The sequence below is a fragment of the Pseudoxanthomonas jiangsuensis genome (assembly GCF_010093185.1).
Classification (GTDB): Bacteria; Pseudomonadota; Gammaproteobacteria; order Xanthomonadales; family Xanthomonadaceae; genus Pseudoxanthomonas; species Pseudoxanthomonas jiangsuensis.
Genome location: NZ_PDWL01000010.1, coordinates 69,930 through 87,143, shown reverse-complemented (window position 1 = coordinate 87,143; position 17,214 = coordinate 69,930). Strand labels below are relative to the sequence as shown.

Annotated in this window: 14 protein-coding genes and 2 pseudogenes; 7 read left to right on the top strand and 9 right to left on the bottom strand. The window is 67.8% G+C overall.

Features of this window, described 5'->3' with window-relative positions; translation table 11 throughout:
- Window positions 1-3: 3 nt before the first annotated feature.
- The 3 genes from CSC62_RS08195 to CSC62_RS18165 all read right to left on the bottom strand — a co-directional run bounded on the left by CSC62_RS08195 (window position 4) and on the right by CSC62_RS18165 (window position 4,075).
- Window positions 4-1,680 (bottom strand): hypothetical protein, encoded by a 1,677-nt coding sequence (locus CSC62_RS08195; protein WP_162405693.1) that lies wholly within the window; start codon window positions 1,678-1,680, stop codon window positions 4-6.
- 88 nt (window positions 1,681-1,768) lie between these two features.
- Window positions 1,769-3,556, bottom strand: coding sequence for a hypothetical protein (locus tag CSC62_RS08190; protein ID WP_162405692.1), 1,788 nt, complete (start codon window positions 3,554-3,556; stop codon window positions 1,769-1,771).
- A 93-nt stretch (window positions 3,557-3,649) separates the two neighbouring features.
- The gene (locus tag CSC62_RS18165; protein WP_162405691.1) at window positions 3,650-4,075 is read right to left on the bottom strand and encodes a pilin; all 426 of its coding nucleotides are present in this window, start codon (window positions 4,073-4,075) and stop codon (window positions 3,650-3,652) included.
- A gap of 530 nt (window positions 4,076-4,605) precedes the next feature.
- Here CSC62_RS18165 and CSC62_RS08180 point away from each other — a divergent pair.
- The 6 genes from CSC62_RS08180 to coaE all read left to right on the top strand — a co-directional run bounded on the left by CSC62_RS08180 (window position 4,606) and on the right by coaE (window position 8,635).
- Window positions 4,606-5,871, top strand: coding sequence for a type II secretion system F family protein (locus CSC62_RS08180; protein WP_162405690.1), 1,266 nt, complete (start codon window positions 4,606-4,608; stop codon window positions 5,869-5,871).
- Between the two features lie 106 nt (window positions 5,872-5,977).
- Window positions 5,978-6,250, top strand: a complete 273-nt coding sequence (locus CSC62_RS08175) for a type II toxin-antitoxin system Phd/YefM family antitoxin (protein ID WP_162405689.1) — start codon at window positions 5,978-5,980, stop codon at window positions 6,248-6,250.
- Window positions 6,241-6,636 (top strand): type II toxin-antitoxin system VapC family toxin, encoded by a 396-nt coding sequence (locus tag CSC62_RS08170; protein ID WP_162405688.1) that lies wholly within the window; start codon window positions 6,241-6,243, stop codon window positions 6,634-6,636. The genes CSC62_RS08175 and CSC62_RS08170 overlap by 10 nt, the downstream gene beginning before the upstream one ends.
- 12 nt (window positions 6,637-6,648) lie before the next feature.
- Entirely contained in the window at window positions 6,649-7,509 is an 861-nt protein-coding gene (locus CSC62_RS08165; protein ID WP_162405687.1) for a prepilin peptidase, read from the top strand.
- 171 nt (window positions 7,510-7,680) lie between these two features.
- Window positions 7,681-7,974, top strand: coding sequence for a HigA family addiction module antitoxin (locus CSC62_RS08160; RefSeq protein WP_162405686.1), 294 nt, complete (start codon window positions 7,681-7,683; stop codon window positions 7,972-7,974).
- A 43-nt stretch (window positions 7,975-8,017) separates the two neighbouring features.
- Complete coding sequence (coaE, locus tag CSC62_RS08155) at window positions 8,018-8,635, top strand: dephospho-CoA kinase (RefSeq protein ID WP_162405685.1); 618 nt, start codon at window positions 8,018-8,020, stop codon at window positions 8,633-8,635.
- Between the two features lie 97 nt (window positions 8,636-8,732).
- On the opposite strand, the pseudogene CSC62_RS18245 reads toward coaE, so the two are convergent.
- The 4 genes and pseudogenes from CSC62_RS18245 to CSC62_RS08140 all read right to left on the bottom strand — a co-directional run.
- A pseudogene (locus CSC62_RS18245) lies at window positions 8,733-9,197 on the bottom strand (thiamine phosphate synthase); the annotation flags it as partial.
- A 96-nt stretch (window positions 9,198-9,293) separates the two neighbouring features.
- Window positions 9,294-9,815 (bottom strand): annotated as a pseudogene (gene mutT, locus CSC62_RS18240) (8-oxo-dGTP diphosphatase MutT); the annotation flags it as partial.
- 68 nt (window positions 9,816-9,883) lie between these two features.
- The gene (gene secA / locus CSC62_RS08145) at window positions 9,884-12,610 is read right to left on the bottom strand and encodes a preprotein translocase subunit SecA (protein ID WP_162405683.1); all 2,727 of its coding nucleotides are present in this window, start codon (window positions 12,608-12,610) and stop codon (window positions 9,884-9,886) included.
- Between the two features lie 358 nt (window positions 12,611-12,968).
- Window positions 12,969-13,910, bottom strand: coding sequence for a M23 family metallopeptidase (locus tag CSC62_RS08140; RefSeq protein WP_162405682.1), 942 nt, complete (start codon window positions 13,908-13,910; stop codon window positions 12,969-12,971).
- Between the two features lie 9 nt (window positions 13,911-13,919).
- Between CSC62_RS08140 and CSC62_RS08135 the strand changes: the two genes are divergently transcribed.
- Window positions 13,920-14,405: a DciA family protein gene (locus tag CSC62_RS08135; RefSeq protein ID WP_162405681.1), complete on the top strand. Its 486-nt coding sequence runs from the start codon at window positions 13,920-13,922 to the stop codon at window positions 14,403-14,405.
- 288 nt (window positions 14,406-14,693) lie between these two features.
- On the opposite strand, the gene lpxC is transcribed toward CSC62_RS08135, so the two are convergent.
- The gene (gene lpxC, locus CSC62_RS08130; RefSeq protein WP_162405680.1) at window positions 14,694-15,605 is read right to left on the bottom strand and encodes a UDP-3-O-acyl-N-acetylglucosamine deacetylase; all 912 of its coding nucleotides are present in this window, start codon (window positions 15,603-15,605) and stop codon (window positions 14,694-14,696) included.
- A gap of 267 nt (window positions 15,606-15,872) precedes the next feature.
- Window positions 15,873-17,132: a cell division protein FtsZ gene (gene ftsZ, locus CSC62_RS08125; RefSeq protein ID WP_162405679.1), complete on the bottom strand. Its 1,260-nt coding sequence runs from the start codon at window positions 17,130-17,132 to the stop codon at window positions 15,873-15,875.
- Window positions 17,133-17,214: the final 82 nt, after the last annotated feature.

Sequence of the window (17,214 nt, the reverse complement as noted above, 5' to 3'; positions counted from 1 at the left end):
CCCTTACTGCTGCGCGCCACCAGGCGGCAGTTGCCAAAGCGATCCACGTCCGTCGGCGGCCACACGCGCGGAACCAGGGGCGATAGCCTGCATCAGGCTTGCATCGACCTGCTCTCCGCGGCTGAAGAGATATGTCACTCCAGGCCTGTCCGGGTAGTTCTGAACCAGCTCGGCGGTCGGATGGCCCGGCTTCATGGCTACGAATACGACCCAACTGCCCGATGCCGGGGGATCGATCTTCTGGGCGATCGCTGAGGAAATCCTCTGTTGCGTACTCCACATGAAGACCGGGGTCGCCAGCAGGCCAGCAACAACAAGCGAGATTCCCAAGGCACGCCTTGCCCCTTCTTGCGTGGCCAACCAGACGCCGGCAGCAAGCGGTACAACCATCCATGCAGAGTGGATGTACCGGTATCCCCATCCGAATCCCTGATCGTAGGGAACCAGGAAGTAGAACCCCATCGTCAGCAGGAATGCCCCCCACAGCAGTACGGCCCCCTGCAAACTTCTGCTCCCGAGCAGGGCCAGGACGATGGCGCCGGGGCACGCCCATATCCATGTCTTCCACAGCGAATACCAGCGCACCAGCAGGACGTTCGCATCCGGCAGGCTGAGCACCTGACTGAGCTTATGGGTCCATTGCTGGATGAACCCCGGGTCAACGGCGCCATCGTTCACCCCGCTCCCCAGGCCGGCTGACGCCACCAGCATCGGCCAACCAAGGCCGAGGAGCAGGCCGAGCGGCAGGTATCCAGCCAGCAGGGCGAGAAGGTCGGTCCGCCGTGACCTCGATGCGACCAGCCACAGCATCGCGGGCATAGCGATGAGCGCATGTGGCACAGGGTTGTGCAGGACTAGGGCGAAACTGCCGACCACCCCTGCAGCCAGTGCCCAACGCCAGCCAGGGCGCGGGCGCACCAGCAGCCAGACGAAAAGAAGGTTAAAGGCCAGCAAGGCCGGCATCGCGTAGAACGAGATCGCGTTGACCGTGAACTGTGGCGAGGCCAGGGCCACCAGCATGGCCCAGCCCCTGCTGCGCGGATTGCCGGACAGCCGCACCGCCAGGTCACCGATGAGCCAAAGTGCCAGCGCCGAGAGCGCGGGGTTGAGGCAGGATTCCAGGTGCAGCCAGGTGAGCGGTGCCAGCAACAGGGCAAGCCCGGGCCAGTAGGCCGAGACGGCTGCTCCCGCCGAGGAATCCACCTGGAAGAACCAGCCGTGGAACATCGGGGGAATGATCAGGTTGAATATGCCCGGGGGGTACCTGGCCGCCAGATCTCCGCTCGCGAATGCGTGCGCCTGCAGGACCGGCGCGAATTCGTCCATCGAGTAGGGATGGCCCTGGTAGACATACTTCGCAGCGGCAAGCAGGACGACGAACGCCATGGCCGAGGTGCGCCAGGGATGGGCGTCAACATACCCTGCCAGCCGGTCCAGTCCGGCGCGCAGCGGGGCCAGGGCAAGCGCGGCGGCGGTGGCAACAAGCACGGCGAGTGCGTGGACGTAATCCTCGTAGAAGAACTGCTGGTAGAAGTACGCGTACTGGTACAGGGAGAGGCCCTCCTGGCGACCGAGCCGGGTCACCAGGAGGGCCACGATGGAGACGGCGATCACCACGATCGCAAGGCGCGCGGCAAGACGCTCCTCCTGCGAAAGCTCATCTTTGCCGGCATTTGTCACTCATCACCCCACATGTGGTCGCACAAAAGTGCGCCAGCTTGCTCCCGACCATCCACGTCAACCGTTGCACCTGCAGCCGAGGCGGGACTCATCTCCAACGGTTGCTGCCGCCCGCGGGCGGGCAGAGGGAGAGAGATTTGAGCAAGCCGGGCTGGCGCTCCGATACCACCTGTCGTGTCACGTTCGAACCTTCCCTGGCCCGGGCAACCTCTTCGGGCTTGTACTCATCCAGGCGCAACTCGACGCCGGGGCAGTAGCCGATCAGGTGGGACAGGGCCATGGTATTGCGCGGGTCCAGCACCAGCGAGTCGATAATGGTCTTGCCCGCGAGCCCCGCCTTTCCCTGCACCGCATAATTGATCGACATGTTCGACAGCAGGCGCGCCTGCTGGTCCTTGGGCATCGTGTCGCTCGCGTCCCGCGCGATCTCATAGTAGAAGTCCGCCTGCTCGAACTCGCCCCGGCGGTAATGGGCCACGCCCATGTTGACCGCGACCGTGGCGGTCGTGCGCATACCGTGCTCGCGGATGAACGTCATCTGTTCATTGGCCTCGTCGAACATGCCGGCCTCCAGATAAGACCAGATCAGGTTCTCCCGGGCTTCCACCGAGCCGGGATCCATGGCTACCGTCCACTTCCACAAGGTCATGTCATTCTTCCACGCTGGCACGATCGTGTTGCACACCAAAACCGACAGCGCCACCAGCAACCAGGAGATGGCCACGGCGGCACGCGCACCCACCTCACTCAGGCGCAGCGAGACGAGCGCATAGGGCGAGAAGCCGATCAGGACAGCCGTGGGCAAGTACATGAAACGCTGGTGGACGATATTGCCGCCGATGGTCAGCTGAATCAGATGCAGCACCGGCAGGAAGCAGGTCAGCCACAGCAGCAGCCACCAGCCGGCGCGCCTGCGGCCCGCCGCCAGGCCCAGGGCCAGCACCAGCAGGGCAAAGCCGAGGCTGGCCTTTTGCCAGTAATCACCGAAGCCCATCCCCTCGTGCCAAAGGAAGCTGTGGTGCGGCGAATTGCCCACGAAGGGGATCAGGGTAAGCTTTGCATATTCGTACAGGGACACGCCCATCCACACTAGGTGCTGCTCCAGGCTCGCGGGCGCGTACTGGAGGAGTTGGGCGCCGGACAGGACCTGGTGGCGGACCAGCAGATATGCGACGCCTGCCGCAAACAGCAGCAGGTACAGTTTCAGCTGGCGCGCGGTGAAGGCGTCGGCCAGGTGCAGGCGCGGCCGCCCTGCGAGACTGGCGGCCTGGAACATGGCAAGCCCGCCGAGTACGGCTGGCAGAACCGCCACGCTTTCCTTACAGAGCGCCGCTAGGAAGAACAGCCCGGCCACGCCGAATGCACGCGGCCAGTCGGCCACACGCGAGCCCGCCAGCCAGATCGCCGCAAGCGCGAACAGGGTCGCAAGCAGGTCGAAGCGAGAGGAAATCCAGGCCACGTTCTCGGTCAGGGCCGGATGGACGGCGAACAGCGCCCCGGCCAGCAGCGACACCCAGCCGCCCCTGCCCTGCATGGAATCAGCCCAGGCGCGACGGGCGATCACATAGACCAGCAGGCTGCTGAGCAGGTGCAGCAGCAGATTGACCGCGTGCGAGACCGCCGGGTTGCGACCGCTCGCGATCGCCTCCAGGTAAAGGGTGAACAACGCCAAGGGGCGCACATAGGCGCGCTGCCCGAACAGCGGCTGCAGCGAAGCCTTGATCGCATCCGGGATGGTGTCTATCCAAGTGTAGTCGACCAGGAAATAGCGGTCGTCCCAGACATATCCGTTCTCAATCACCAGCCCGTACGCCAGCAGCACCAACACCACGATCACCAGGTAGGCACCTGGCGCGCTGGTCAGGTATTTCTTCATATGGCTGCCCTTGTTTCCCCGGCCCATCATAGGAGATGCCGACAAAAAAAACCCCGGCATTGCCGGGGCTTCTTTCAAACGGAAAAGCTTGACTCAGGAACCGCGGCAGCTGGCCGGCAGCTGCGACGGCTTGGTGGTGCCGCCACCGACGCAGGTCCAGTCGATGCGGCCGTCAGCCGCCGACGGGGTGATGGTGAAGGTGATGTCGCTGGTGGCGCCGGTGCTCTGGGTGGCCACGTTGATGGTGCCGCCGTTGGCGATGGAGACGGAAGCCACGTACTTCGAAGCGCTGAAGCTGTAACCGGCATTGGTCTGGGTCACCGAGGACAGGCTACCCAGGGACTGCGCGGTCTCGGCCACAGCCAGCTTGGCGCCAGCAGCCACGCTCAGACCCTCACCGGCCTTGGTACGGATGGTGTAGTCCTGGTAGGCCGGCAGCGCGATGGCCACCAGGATGGCGATGATCGCGATCACGATCATCAGTTCGATCAGGGTGAAGCCCTGCATGTTCTTCTTCATACATTTCCCCTAGAGCGGTTGGGTGGAAGGGACACTTTGCCTATCTGGATCCCGTGTCCCTTGCCGGAACGCGGGTTATGCGCAGCCGGGGCCACGTGCCGGTAGGTACGCAGATTATGTGCCAACTCTCTGGCACCTGGCGGCCTGCGCATCCTACCAGTCATCGGCGGATGGGGACCGGCGGGCGGACACAGTTGGGGTGTGATCGAGGGCACAGGGGTGGATGTGACGTTTTAGGTCAGTTGTTGACGTTTTTAGTCACTTTCTAGGCCTTACGTTCTCGGCTGATAGCTCTTGGCTCGTATTCAGGAATAAGTGCCGCGGCTTGAAGTCCTACATCTGTCGGATGGGACACTGGGAGGCGGGGATGGCGGTCGCCGGCAAGACCGGCTCCTACAAAGGGAGGCGGAGGGCCGGGGGTGGCACACATATATAGAAGCGTGATGGGGGTGGCGTGTCAGGCGTCAAATTAACGGCTACCATGCGGCGGACGTGCCGGCGCGGGGAATGCCGGTGGGGAGACCAAGAGCATGTCCGCGACCCGCAGTGCCGTGAGGAAGACCGCGCCCGCCCCCGTGGATCGGGCGACCAGCCAGTTGGCCCCCTTCGTCTGGGAGGGCACCGACAAGCGCGGCATGAAGATGAAGGGCGAGCAGTTGGCCAAGAACGCCAACATGCTCAAGGCCGAGCTGCGCCGCCAGGGCATCACCCCGGGTGTGGTCAAGCCCAAGCCCAAGCCGCTGTTCGGCAGCGCCGGCAAGGTCATCACTCCCAAGGACATCGCCTTCTTCAGCCGGCAGATGGCCACCATGATGAAGTCCGGCGTGCCGATCGTGGCCTCGCTGGAGATCATCGGCGGCGGCCAGAAGAACCCGCGGATGAAGGCGATGGTCGACCAGATCCGCACCGACATCGAGGGCGGCTCCTCGCTGTACGAGTCGATCAGCAAGCATCCGGTCCAGTTCGACGAGCTGTACCGCAACCTTGTGCGCGCCGGCGAAAGCGCGGGCGTGCTGGAGACGGTGCTCGACACCATCGCCAACTACAAGGAGAACATCGAGGCCCTGAAGGGCAAGATCAAGAAGGCGCTGTTCTACCCGGCCACGGTCATCGCCGTGGCGATCATCGTCAGCGCGATCCTGCTGATCTTCGTCGTGCCGCAGTTCGAGGCCACCTTCGCCAGCTTCGGTGCGGACCTGCCGGCCTTCACACAGCTGATCGTCGGCGCGTCACGCTTCATGGTCGCGTACTGGTGGGCCTTCCTGATCGTGATCGTCGGCGGCATCAGCGCATTGCTGTTCTTCTACAAGCGCTCGCCGGCCATGCAGCACGGCCTGGACAGGCTGATCCTGAAGATCCCGGTGATCGGCCAGATCATGCACAACAGCGCCATCGCCCGCTTCGCCCGCACCACGGCGGTGACCTTCAAGGCCGGCGTGCCGCTGGTGGAGGCGCTGGAATCGGTGGCCGGCGCAACCGGCAACAGCGTCTACGAGAAGGCGGTGTACCGCATCCGCGACGACGTCTCGGTCGGCTATCCGGTCAACCTGGCGATGAAGCAGACCAACCTGTTCCCGCACATGGTCATCCAGATGGCGGCCATCGGCGAGGAGGCCGGCGCGCTGGACACCATGCTGTTCAAGGTCGCCGAGTACTACGAGCAGGAAGTGAACAACGCGGTCGACGCGCTGAGCAGCCTGCTCGAGCCGATGATCATGATCTTCATCGGCGGCGTGGTCGGCTCGATGGTGATCGGCATGTACCTGCCCATCTTCAAGCTGGCCGCGACGATCTGATCCAAAGGCAGCGCGCGATCCGTCCTTGGCCGCGGCGCGGGTGCGGCCAAGCGGCATTGCCAGGCAGCCAGTTGACCAAGTTGACCAAGTTGACTAGGATGCAGCCATGACCCAGGTCAACATGCTCGAAGCGAAGACCCGACTGTCCGAACTCGTCAAGGCCGTCCAGGCCGGCGAGGAGGTGGTGATCGCCAATCGCGGCGAACCGGTGGCCCGGCTGGTGCCGGTGCGCCAGCGCGGTACGGGCAAGGTGCGCCAGCCGGGCGAGGCGGGAGAGGTCGTTGCCTGGCTGCGCGCCAATCCCGTCCCCGCGCACGCGAGGCGCAGCATGGCCCAGATCGATGCCGACATCGCGGTGGAGCGCGACGCTTGGGATTGATCTTCCTCGATGCATGCGTACTGATCCATGCCCATGAGGGCAGCCCGGACCGTGCGCAGCGCATCCTGGAAAGGATGGACGCCCAGGCCGGCCACCGCTTCGCGGTTTCGCCGCTGGTGAAGCTCGAATGCCTGGTCGGGCCGATGCGCAGCGGCAACCTCGTCCTGCAGCGCAGCTACGAAGCCGCACTGGCCAGGCTGCTGCTTCTGGACATGCCCGAAGACGTGTACCTGCAGGCGGCCGAATTGCGCGCGCGTTTCGGCCTGAAGACGCCGGACGCGCTGCACCTTTCCTGCGCACAGCATCACGGCTGCCAGGCCCTGTGGACGAACGACGGGCGATTGGCGAAGGCAAGCCACGGGTTGGCCATCAACGTCCTGGAATAGGAACACATACGCATGGCCTTCCTCGACACCCAACCCCTCCTGGGCTACCCGCTCGCCGCCGGCGTCGGCCTGGCGGTGGGCAGCTTCCTCAACGTGGTCATCCTGCGCCTGCCGCGGCGCCTGGAATGGGAGTGGAAGCGGGACGCACGCGAGATCCTGGAGCAGCCGGAGCTGTACGACCCGCCGCCGCCCGGGATCGTGGTCGAGCCTTCGCACGACCCGGTCACCGGCGACCGGCTCAAGTGGTGGGAGAACATCCCGGTCCTGAGCTGGCTGATGCTGCGCGGGCGCTCGCGCTACAGCGGGCAGAAGATCTCGGTGCAGTACCCGCTGGTGGAACTGCTGACCGGCCTGCTGACGGTGGCCTGCGTGTGGCGCTTCGGCTTCGGCTGGCAGGGCTTCGGGGCGATGGTCCTGACCTGGTTCCTGGTGGCGCTGTCGGGCATCGACCTGCGCACCCGGCTGCTGCCGGACCAGCTGACCCTGCCGCTGATGTGGCTGGGCCTGGTCGCCAGCCTGGACAACCTGTACATGCCGGCCAAGCCGGCCCTGCTGGGCGCCATCGCCGGCTACGTGTCGCTGTGGAGCGTGTGGTGGCTGTTCAAGCAGCTGACCGGCAAGGAGGGCATGGGCCACGGCGACTTCAAGCTGCTGGCGGCGCTGGGCGCCTGGGTCGGGCTGAAGGGCATCCTGCCGATCATCCTGCTGTCCTCGCTGGTGGGGGCGATCGTCGGCTCGATCTGGCTGGCCTCGCAGGGCCGCGACCGCGCCACGCCGATCCCGTTCGGCCCGTACCTGGCCATCGCCGGCTGGATCGTCTTCTTCTGGGGCGAGCAGATGCTGGGGGCGTACCTGCGCCTGGCCGGACTGTAGGAGCCGGTCTTGCCGGCGACCGTGGAGGCGGAGGCTTCAATGGCAACCGGTTTCACGCAGACGTATCCGCCATGGCGGTCGCCGGCAAGACCGGCTCCTACAAAAGCGCAGCCAGTTGTTGCGTGATGCGCAACATGGTACGTACGTCCTAGACTACGAGGATTATCACTGATGGCCATGCACAACCCTCCCCATCCGGGCGAGTTCATCTCCGCGGTCTATCTGGAGCCCAACGGCATCAGCGGCCGCGAACTGGCGGGAAAGCTGGACGTGGCTGCTTCCACCCTCAGTCGGATTCTCAAGGGCACCAGCCGCCTCAGTCCGGAAATGGCGCTTCGCCTGTCCAAGTCGATCGGCCGTTCGCCCGAAAGCTGGCTGGCGATGCAGGATGCCCACGACCTATGGGTCGCGCGACAGCACGTCGACCTGGACCGGGTCGGCCGCCTCGATCTGGCCGCGGCGTAGCTCCCTCCGTGGGAGCCGGGAGACCGGACATCCGCCCGAACGCATGAGCGATTTCATCATCGGCCTGACCGGCGGCGTGGCCTCCGGCAAGAGCGAGGTCACCCGGCGCTTCGAGGCGCTGGGGGTGCACGTGGCCGATGCCGACGTGGCGGCGCGCGAAGTGGTCGAGCCGGGGCAGCCGGCGCTGGCCGCGATCGCGGAGCGCTTCGGCGCGGACATCCTGCTGGCCGACGGCACCCTGGACCGGCGCCGGTTGCGCGAGCGGATCTTCGCCGACGCCGGCGAACGGCGGGCGCTGGAAGCCATCACCCACCCGGCGATCCGGGCGCGGCTGGAAGCGCAGTGCCGGACGGCGGCCGGACCCTATGCGATCGCGGCGGTGCCGTTGCTGGTCGAGGCCGGCGGGCGGGCGGCCTATCCCTGGGTGGACCGGATCCTGGTGGTGGATGCGCCGGTGCACGTGCAGCATGCGCGGCTGATGCGGCGCGACGGGGTGGACGAGGCGCTGGCCTCGCGCATGATCGCCGCCCAGGCCACGCGCGAGGCGCGAGCGGCGATCGCCGACGACGTGATCGTCAACGACGGCCATCCGGAGCACCTGGATGCGATGGTGGCGACCCTGGATGCGCGTTACCGCGAGCTGGCGGGATTCCCCTTGTAGGAGCCGGTCTTGCCGGCGACCGCCATGGCGGGGATATCTGCGTGAAACCGGGTGCCAACGATGCGTCCGCCTCCACGGTCGCCGGCAAGACCGGCTCCTACAAGGGGGCGGGCCAGAGGCTGCGGATGGCGGCGATGCCCTGGGCGCCCTGGCGCCGGGCTTCGGCGATGTCGTCCGGGGCCAGGCCGCCGATGGCGTAGATCGGCAGGCCGACCTGCTCGCGCAGGCGCACGAAACCGTCCCAGCCCAGCGAAGGCGCGCCCGGATGGGTCGCGGTGTCGCGCAAGGGACCAAGCACGGCGAAGTCGCAGCCCAGGCTTTGCGCGGCTTCAAGTTCGGCCAGGGTATGGCAGGAGGCGCCGACCGGGACGTCCGCCGGCAGCGGCCGCGCCTGCAACATGGCCAGCTGTTCGCTGCCCAGATGCACGCCGCAGCCCAACTCGGCGGCCAGGGCGATGTCGCGGTTGAGCAGCAGCTCGGCGCCGGCGGCGCGGCAGCGGTCGTGCGCGGCTTCGGCCAGGCTGCGCCAGGCCGTCGCGGTACGACGCGGCGCCCGCACGGCGACCGCCTCCGCCACGCCGATGGCGTCTCCGGTTCGATGACCCTCATCGCCCGGGGACCCGGACCCTGCGGCGACCCCTGGCGGCTCCGCCATGGCGGCGATCGCCAGCCCGCGCGCGCGCAGCTGCACCCGGCGGATGCCGGACGCCAGGGCCGCCTCGAGGCCCTCCAGCCAGGCGCCATGGTCGATGCCGGGCTCGGGCGTGACCAGGTAGCGGTCGGGCTGGCGCAGCGCCCCGACCACCGGCACGTCGGCCGAGGGCATCGAGTAGCGCGCCAGGCGTTCCGGCGCGACCCAGGTCAGGGCCTGGCCTTCGCGGCCGCGGGGCGTGCCCTTCCAGCGCGGGACGGCCCGCACTTCCAGGCGCAGGCGCTTGCCCGGATATTCCTGCGGCACCTCGATCAGGGCGTCGCCGATCTCGGCGTCGATGCCGAGCTCTTCCTGCAGTTCCCGGACGAGGGCCTGTTCCGAGCTCTCGCCGGGCTCGCGCTTGCCGCCGGGGAATTCCCACAGGCCGGCCAGGTCGCTGTCCTGGCCGCGGCGCGCGAGCAGCACCCGGCCGCGGGCGTCGATGAGGACGCCGGCGACGACGTGGATGGAGCGCACGGGGGTATCCATGGGAGGAGCTTACCCGGCAGCGCGCCGGTTTTCCCTTCTCCCTGCGGGAGAAGGTGCCCTTCCTGGAGTTACTCCAGCTGGCCGTGGCAGTGCTTGTACTTCTTGCCGCTGCCGCAGGGGCACGGGTCGTTGCGGCCGACCTTGGGCGCCTCGCGCAGGACCGTGCCGGCCGCGGCGCGGGCCTGGACCTGGGCCGCTTCCTCGTCGGCGCCGTAGCCGCCGCTCTCGGCGTGCTGGAACTGGGCCTGGCGCAGGCGCGCCTCGGCCTGGGCGCGCTCCTGGGCCTCCAGCGCGGCGATCTCCTCCTCGGTCCGGATGCGCACCCGCGCCAGCAGGGTCACCACCTGGCGCTTGACGTTGTCCAGCATCTCCGAGAACAGCTCGAAGGCTTCCTTCTTGTATTCCTGCTTGGGCTGCTTCTGGGCGTAGCCGCGCAGGTAGATGCCCTGGCGCAGGTAGTCCATGCGCGCCAGGTGCTCCTTCCAGCTCTGGTCGAGCACGTTGAGCATGATGTGCTTCTCCAGCGCGCGCGCGGTCTCGGCGCCGAGCTGGGCTTCCTTGTGCGCGAACAGGGCGTCGACCGCCTCCTGCACGTGGCGCTCGATGCCCTCGGCGTCCAGCTCCTCGGTGCCCTTGGCCAGGCCCTGCAGGTCCAGCGACAGGCCCAGCTCGCCTTCCAGCGCGGCCTCCAGGCCCGGCAGGTCCCACTGCTCGTCCACCGACTCCGGCGGCACGAAGCGGACGACCAGCTCGTTGATCACGTCGCCGCGGATGCCGTCGACGTTGTCCTTGACCGAATCGGCCTCCAGCAGCTCGTCGCGCTGGGCGTAGATCACCTTGCGCTGGTCGTTGTTGACGTCGTCGAAGTCCAGCAGGTTCTTGCGGATGTCGAAGTTGTGGGCCTCGACCTTGCGCTGGGCCTTCTCGATCTGGCGGCTGACCAGCTTGTCCTCGATCACGTCGTCCTCCTTCATGCCCATCAGGCGCATGGCCTTCTGGACCCAGTCGGAGGCGAAGATCCGCATCAGGTTGTCTTCCAGCGACAGGTAGAAGCGGGACGAGCCCGGGTCGCCCTGGCGGCCGGAGCGGCCGCGCAGCTGGTTGTCGATGCGGCGGCTCTCGTGCCGCTCGGTGCCGATGATGTGCAGGCCGCCGGCGGCCTTGACCTTGTCGTGGCGCCATTGCCACTCGGCCTTGACCTTGGCCTTGTCGGCCTCGCTGGCGTCCTCGCCCAGCTCCTGCAGCTCGGCTTCCTGCGAGCCGCCGAGCACGATGTCGGTGCCGCGGCCGGCCATGTTGGTGGCGATGGTCACCGCGCCCGGGCGGCCGGCGTTGGCCACGATCTGGGCCTCGCGCTCGTGCTGCTTGGCATTGAGCACCTCGTGGGCCACGCCGGCCTTGCGCAGGAAGTCGGAGAGCATCTCCGAGGTCTCGATCGAGGTGGTGCCCACCAGCACCGGCTGGCCGCGCTCGTGGCAGTCCTGGATGTCGGCCAGCACCGCGCGGAACTTGCCCTCGCGGTTGAGGAACACCTGGTCGGGATGGTCCTTGCGCTGGACCGGCTTGTGGGTCGGGATCACCACCACTTCCAGGCCGTAGATGCTCTGGAACTCGTAGGCCTCGGTATCCGCCGTGCCGGTCATGCCGGACAGCTTCTTGTACATGCGGAACAGGTTCTGGAAGGTGATGCTGGCCAGCGTCTGGTTCTCGCGCTGGACCTGCACGCCCTCCTTGGCCTCCACCGCCTGGTGCAGGCCGTCGGACCAGCGGCGGCCGGCCAGGGTGCGGCCGGTGAACTCGTCGACGATCACCACCTCGCCGTCGCGGACGATGTAGTCCACGTCGCGCTGGAACAGCGCGTGCGCGCGCAGGGCGGCGTTGAGGTGGTGCACGACCGAGAGGTTGTTGGCGCCGTACAGGCTGTCTTCCTCGGCCAGGATCCCGGCACGGCGCAGCAGCGACTCGGCGTGCTCCATGCCGGCCTCGGACAGGTGCACCTGCTTGCCCTTCTCGTCGACCCAGAAGTCGCCGATGCCGTCCTCCACTTCCTGGCGCTTGAGCTGCGGCACGATCCGGTTGACCCGGATGTACAGCTCCGGCGACTCGTCGGCCGGGCCGGAGATGATCAGCGGGGTGCGGGCCTCGTCGATCAGGATCGAGTCGACCTCGTCGACGATGGCGTAGTGCAGGCCACGCTGGAAGCGGTCGGCCTTGCTCAGCGCCATGTTGTCGCGCAGGTAGTCGAAGCCGAACTCGTTGTTGGTGCCGTAGGTGATGTCTGCGGCGTAGGCTTCCTTCTTGTCCGAGTGCGGCATGCCCGGGTAGACCACGCCCACGCTCAGGCCCAGCCAGTTGTAGAGCTTGCCCATCCAGGCCGCGTCGCGGCGGGCCAGGTAGTCGTTGACGGTGACCACGTGCACGCCCTTGCCTTCCAGGGCGTTGAGGTACACCGGCAGGGTACCGACCAGGGTCTTGCCCTCGCCGGTGCGCATCTCGGCGATCTTGCCCAGGTGCAGGACCATGCCGCCGATCAGCTGCACGTCGTAGTGGCGCATGCCCAGCACCCGGCGGCTGGCCTCGCGGCAGACGGCAAAGGCCTCGGGCAGGACCTTGTCGAGCGCTTCCCCGCCGGCGATCCGCTGCTGGAACTCCGGGGTCTTGGCCTTCAGGGCCTCGTCGGAGAGCTGCTGCATCTCCGGTTCGAGGGCGTTGACCTTGGCGACGATGCGGTCCAGCTGGCGCAGGAGCCGGTCGTTGCGGCTGCCGAAGACACGGGTGAGCAGTTTGTTGATCATCGAGAATGCCGGTTGGGAATGAACGCCTGGGGCCGCTCATGGTCGGCCATGGGCGACCCGCGGACGGCACAGGCGCACTGCGCCCCCGTCCGCGGCAACTTGCCATTGTAGCTTGGGGACGCCGGACGGCGATCTCAAGGCGGCCGGCGAACGCATGCGACCGCTGGATCCCGCCGGGGTTCCCCTTGTAGGAGCCGGTCTTGCCGGCGACCGCCATGGTGGAAGCGTGTGCGTGAAACCGGGCGCCATTGGTGCGTCCGCCTCCACGGTCGCCGGCAAGACCGGCTCCTAAAGGGGCAACGAAAAGGCCCGCCCCCTCGCGGGGACGGGCCTTCGGGCGATGCGGCGGTGGCGCGGCTCAGCCGCGGCCGGTACGGGCCACCGGGGCGCGGCCGTCGCCGAGGAACTTGCGCGGGTTGACCACGTTGCCGTTCTCCCACACCTCGAAATGGACGTGGGCGCCGGTGGAGCGGCCGGTCGAACCGGCCTTGGCCACCTGCTGGCCGGCGCGGACCAGGTCGCCGGCCTTCACCGTCAGCCGCGAGTTGTGCGCGTAGCGGGTGACGTAGCCGTTGCCGTGGTCGACCTCGACCGTGCTGCCGTAGCCGCTGCGGGTGCCGGCGAAGCTGACCACGCCGTCGGCCACCGACATGACCGGGTCGCCGACGTTGGCGTCGAAGTCGATGCCCTTGTGGAACTGGCCGCCGCGGCCGAACGGATCGGCGCGCCGGCCGAAGCCGGAGGTGATGTAGCTGCGCCGCACCGGCGAGCGCGAGGGCACCGCGTTGTTCTCCAACTGCTGGTCGAACAGCAGGGACTCCATCACCGACAGCTGCCGGCCGGAGGCGGCGAGCTGGCGCTCGATGTCGTCCAGGCCCGAGGTCAGCTCCGGCAGGGGCATGTCGCGCGGCGCCTCGGCACCGCCCTGGCCGGGCGAGTTCTGGAAGTCGAACTCGCCGTCCTCCAGCTGGCCGGCCTCGGTCAGGCGCTCGCCGAGCGCGTTGAGGCGGTTGGCCTGGGCCTGCAGTTCGCCCAGGCGCGCGGCCAGGGCGTTGATCTCCTGCTGCGACTGGCGGCGGACCTGCTCCAGCTCCTGCTGCTGCCGCGCCATCCTCGATTCCACCTGCGAGGCGCCGGCCAGGCCGACCCCGGCGCTGGCGCCGAAACCGAGGGCGACACCGGTGGCCAGCACGGCCCCGAGCATCAGGCCGGGGCGCTGCGCCCCGAAGTTCTGCAGCCTGCCCTGCCAGCCTTTCGCGCGGGCGTCACGCGGGTTCCTTACGATGAATTTGTAGCTCATGCTTTAGGTATGCCTGATTCGAAGCCCAACGCACGCCGGGCGACCGGTCCGCTTCCCGCGGCCGAGGCCGCGATGGCGGGCGATACTGGTGCCCCGTTGCGCCGAGCCCTCTGGCTCGATGCGCTGGACCAGCAATTGCGTCCCCTGCTGCCGCCGGGGCTGGCGCCCCATTGCCGGTTGGCCAACGTGACCGGCGGTCAGCTCGTTTTTGTCACCGATTCACCGATCTGGCATGCGCGGCTGCGCCTGGCAGAAGCCGGTCTCCTCGATGCGGCCCGCTCCGTCGGGCTGAACCCCACTGCAGTCATCATCAAAACGACCACCGTGCCGCTGCAGCCGCGCGAGGCGAAGACAGCGGTTCCCCCGGTTTCAGCGACCGCCCGCAAAGCCGTGGGCGACGCATTGGCATCCTTGCGGGAACCCCTTCCCGGGGATTCCCTGGCAGGCTCCGGGGGTCCACCCCCGGGGTCTGGAACCGGGCCGGATGCAACGTAGCGTTGCGTCATCCCCGGCCAACCTGCGGGGCATCCTAGCCTCACATCGCCGTCACGTCGTTAGCGAATAGTTAAATATTCGTTATAAGCGCAGCCTTGCGCCGCTGCGGTTCACGGTTCGGGAAACTGTCCCGGGACAGGCTTGTTCAGCTCGTCATTCCCGGCAGTCGACCTTCATGCCCAGCATTCACGCGTCATCCCCGCGAAGGCGGGGATCCAGTGCCTTTGCTTTCAATGGCTTGAAGTCGCTGGATCCCCGCCTTCGCGGGGATGACGATCGGGGATCGGCTCAGGCCAGCGCGGGCGTGCCGTAGGCCAGCGGGGCGACCGCGGCCGGGCCTTCGAAACTGACGCTCTCCCAGGCGCTGGCGTCGGCCAGCAGAGCGCGGGCAAGCTTGTTGTTGAGCGCGTGGCCGGACTTGTAGCCCTCGTAGGCGCCCAGGATCGGGCCGCCGACCAGGTACAGGTCGCCGATCGCGTCGAGGATCTTGTGACGCACGAACTCGTCGGCGTAGCGCAGGCCGTCGTCGTTGAGCACGCGGAACTCGTCCAGGACGATGGCGTTGTCCATCGAGCCGCCCAGGCCCAGGTTCAGCTCGCGCATGTATTCCAGGTCGCGCATGAAGCCGAAGGTGCGGGCGCGGGAGATCTCCTTGATGTACGCGGCGGTGGAGAACTCCAGGGTGTGCCGCGATTGCCGCGCCGGGATCATCGGATGATCGAACTGGATGGTGAAGTCCAGCCGGTACCCGTCGTGCGGCGAGAAGCGGGCGACCTTGTCGCCATCGCGCACTTCCACGTCCTTGAGGATGCGGATGAAACGCTTGGGCGTGGCCTGCTCGGCGATCCCGGCCGACTGCAGGAGGAAAACGAACGGACCGGAGGAACCGTCCATGATCGGCAACTCGGCCGAGGACAGCTCCACGATCATGTTGTCGATGCCCAGGCCGGCGGCGGCCGACATCAGGTGCTCGACGGTCTGGATCTTGGCCTCGCCGCAGGTCAGGCCGGTGCACAGGGTGGTCTCGGTGACCAGGCCGGCGGACGCGGGGACCTCGACCACCGGCTCCAGGTCGGTGCGGCGGAACACGATGCCGTGATCGGCCGGGGCCGGGCGCAGGGTCATGTAGACCTTGTTACCGCTGTGCAGGCCCACGCCGGTGGCGCGGATGGTGTTCTTGAGGGTGCGCTGCCGGGTCATGGGATCACCTGCGACGGAATGCGGGGGCTGTCGCGTGAAGGCGATGAGAATAACACGCAACTGGCTGAATCATGGCCGAGTGGAACCACCGAAACGCTTGGGGCACACGGCTTTCGGGCTGTCGCGACGCCCTAAAACCTGCCGGGCCTCGCGGCCCGGCAGCAAGTGGACGAAGGACACCGGGACCGCGACGCGCCATGGCGGGCGCGTCCCCGGGTGGTGCCGGCCGCGAAGGACTGCTCCGTCGCGGACCGTGTTGCCGTCGCCTCAGTCCGCCTGGCGGCGCAGGAAGGCCGGAATGTCCAGGTAGTCGTTCGGCAGCTCGGCGGCCTGCGGCGCGCCGGCCGAAACCGTGGCGCTGCCGGCGGCGGCGCTGGCACCGCTGCGGCGCAGACCCAGGCTGCCGACCGCGCCGGCCACCGGATCGGCGGCGAAGGCGTCGTCGATCGGCAGGCCGGTGGTGCCGTCGCGGACCAGGCGCACCGGCGCGCGCACGCTCTCCTGGCGACCGGAGAAGTCGGCGCGGCCGCCGAACTCGCGGTCGCGCACCGGCTGGCGGGCGACGGCGCGGTTCAGGCCGGTGGCAACCACGGTCACCCGCACCTCGTCCTGCATGTCCGGGTCGAGCACGGTGCCGACCACCACGGTCGCGTCCTCCGAGGCGAAGCCCTCGACGGTGCGGCCGATCTCGTCGAACTCGGCCATGGTGAAGTCGGGGCCGGCGGTGATGTTGACCAGGATGCCGTTGGCGCCGGCCAGGTTGACGTCGTCCAGCAGCGGATTCTGGATCGCTGACTCGGCCGCGGCCTGGGCGCGGTCGTCGCCGCGGGCGGTGCCGGTGCCCATCATCGCCAGGCCCATCTCGGACATGACGGTGCGCACGTCGGCGAAGTCGACGTTGATCAGGCCCGGGCGCACGATCAGGTCGGCGATGCCCTGGACCGCGCCCTGGAGCACGTCGTTGGCGGCGCGGAAGGCCTGGATCATGGTCGCGTTGCGGCCGAGGACGGTGATCAGCTTCTCGTTGGGGATGGTGATCAGCGAGTCGCAGTGCGCCGACAGTTCCTCGATGCCCTTGAGCGCGACCTGCATGCGCCGGCGGCCCTCGAACGGGAACGGCTTGGTGACCACGGCCACGGTCAGGATGCCCATCTCCTTGGCCAGCTGCGCCACCACCGGCGCGGCGCCGGTGCCGGTGCCGCCGCCCATGCCGGCGGTGATGAACACCATGTCGGCGCCGTCCAGCGCGGCGATGATCTGCTCGCGGTCCTCCAGCGCGGCCTGGCGGCCGACTTCCGGGTTGGCGCCCGCGCCCAGGCCCTTGGTGACGTTGCCGCCCAGCTGCAGCTGCATCTTCGCGCCGCAGTTCTTGATCGCCTGCGAGTCGGTGTTGGCGGTGATGAACTCCACCCCGTCCACGCTGCTGTTGACCATGTGCGCCACGGCATTGCCGCCGCCGCCGCCCACGCCGATGACCTTGATCACCGCGTTCGGAGCCATCTTCTCGATCAGTTCGAAATGTGCCATGTCCGTTGTCCTCTGATTATAAGTGCCGGCTTTCTGTGCTCCGGCGTTTGTGGGTACTGCCTTGTCGCCTTCCGTTCCGCGG

Bases quoted from the DNA above. Each gene is read 5' to 3' on its own strand.
- CSC62_RS08190 (WP_162405692.1), bottom strand. From the start codon at position 3,556: ATGAAGAAATACCTGACCAGCGCGCCAGGTGCCTACCTGGTGATCGTG.
- CSC62_RS18165 (WP_162405691.1), bottom strand. From the start codon at position 4,075: ATGAAGAAGAACATGCAGGGCTTCACCCTGATCGAACTGATGATCGTG.
- CSC62_RS08180 (WP_162405690.1), top strand. From the start codon at position 4,606: ATGTCCGCGACCCGCAGTGCCGTGAGGAAGACCGCGCCCGCCCCCGTG.
- CSC62_RS08175 (WP_162405689.1), top strand. From the start codon at position 5,978: ATGACCCAGGTCAACATGCTCGAAGCGAAGACCCGACTGTCCGAACTC.
- CSC62_RS08165 (WP_162405687.1), top strand. From the start codon at position 6,649: ATGGCCTTCCTCGACACCCAACCCCTCCTGGGCTACCCGCTCGCCGCC.
- CSC62_RS08160 (WP_162405686.1), top strand. From the start codon at position 7,681: ATGGCCATGCACAACCCTCCCCATCCGGGCGAGTTCATCTCCGCGGTC.
- coaE (WP_162405685.1), top strand. From the start codon at position 8,018: ATGAGCGATTTCATCATCGGCCTGACCGGCGGCGTGGCCTCCGGCAAG.
- secA (WP_162405683.1), bottom strand. From the start codon at position 12,610: ATGATCAACAAACTGCTCACCCGTGTCTTCGGCAGCCGCAACGACCGG.
- CSC62_RS08140 (WP_162405682.1), bottom strand. From the start codon at position 13,910: ATGAGCTACAAATTCATCGTAAGGAACCCGCGTGACGCCCGCGCGAAA.
- CSC62_RS08135 (WP_162405681.1), top strand. From the start codon at position 13,920: ATGCCTGATTCGAAGCCCAACGCACGCCGGGCGACCGGTCCGCTTCCC.
- lpxC (WP_162405680.1), bottom strand. From the start codon at position 15,605: ATGACCCGGCAGCGCACCCTCAAGAACACCATCCGCGCCACCGGCGTG.
- ftsZ (WP_162405679.1), bottom strand. From the start codon at position 17,132: ATGGCACATTTCGAACTGATCGAGAAGATGGCTCCGAACGCGGTGATC.